1 protein-coding gene and 1 pseudogene are annotated in these 1,062 nt (G+C 48.7%); both read left to right on the forward strand.

What is annotated here, in order from left to right; translation table 11 throughout:
• Positions 1 to 70: pseudogene (locus ACTBDZ_RS18045) on the forward strand (surface-adhesin E family protein); the annotation flags it as partial.
• A 134-nt stretch (positions 71 to 204) separates the two neighbouring features.
• Positions 205 to 999, forward strand: coding sequence for a GGDEF domain-containing protein (locus ACTBDZ_RS18050; protein WP_438816300.1), 795 nt, complete (start codon positions 205 to 207; stop codon positions 997 to 999).
• Positions 1,000 to 1,062: the final 63 nt, after the last annotated feature.

Raw genomic sequence — 1,062 nt, forward strand, 5'->3', positions numbered from 1 at the left:
CATGGCGATGGTCAAAGCGCTTAACCGGATCACGCTATTAGGAATGCCGAACAGTATTCGCATCACGTAACAATCGACCCGATGGGGCACAGTCGTTACAAGTTCTGATTTATTCAACAAAGCCTTGAAAAGGTCAAACATCTGATAGAAAAATATCAGGAGCGTTATCGCCGAACCATCTATTTTACGGACAAGAGCGGCCAGGTGGTGTTACACGGTGATGATTTTCGCAATGCGCTAAATATTCACCAGCAGCCGGAATTATCCGCCCTCGCGACCGCCATTTTGACCAATCCAGGAGGTAGCTATCAATATGACGACGACGGTCCGGTATTTCTCAATACGCGCTTGATTCCCGAATTTGACTGGTATTTGATGATCGAGCAGCGTAGCCACCCCAGTGAACATAGGCTGTGGATTACGTTAATGAAAAATCTGGGCTTCAGCCTGGCGGCAAGTCTGTTGTTTCTGTTTTTGCTGTGGTTAACCATCGGTGGCTACCAGCGTCGCCTCGAACGTATGGCTACCATAGATAAGCTGACCGGTGTGATGAATCGCCAGGCGTTTGATTATTTTTTCAAACGCCTGCGTGCCATGCGTTTTACTCATCGCAAACCCATGTCAATCCTGCTCCTGGATATCGACCATTTTAAACGGGTTAATGATGCCTACGGCCACGGCGTGGGCGATTTGGTGCTGCAAAATATTGCACAACTTCTGCTGCAAGCGATCCGCAGTTCCGATCAGGCGTGTCGCTGGGGGGCGAGGAGTTTGTGGTGTTACTGGATGACTGTACGCTGGAGAATGCGCTGCAACGGGCTGATATTCTGCGCCGCGCAGTGGAAATCGCCGAAGTGTCATACCAGAAAGAAAAAATCCACATCACCATCAGCGTGGGCGTCACCCAGTATCGCGAAAATGAGAATCTGGACACCTTTATCCGTCATTCCGCACCTGATTTTTCTTTTTTCGGGACTTGACAGTATTCTGAAGTTCTGAATTTATTACTGCTTTTTGCAGACCAATCAGCATGAGTACTCCCCACGTTACCATCCGTAACCT

Source organism: Symbiopectobacterium sp. (genome assembly GCF_051710365.1).
Taxonomy (GTDB): domain Bacteria; phylum Pseudomonadota; class Gammaproteobacteria; order Enterobacterales; family Enterobacteriaceae; genus Symbiopectobacterium.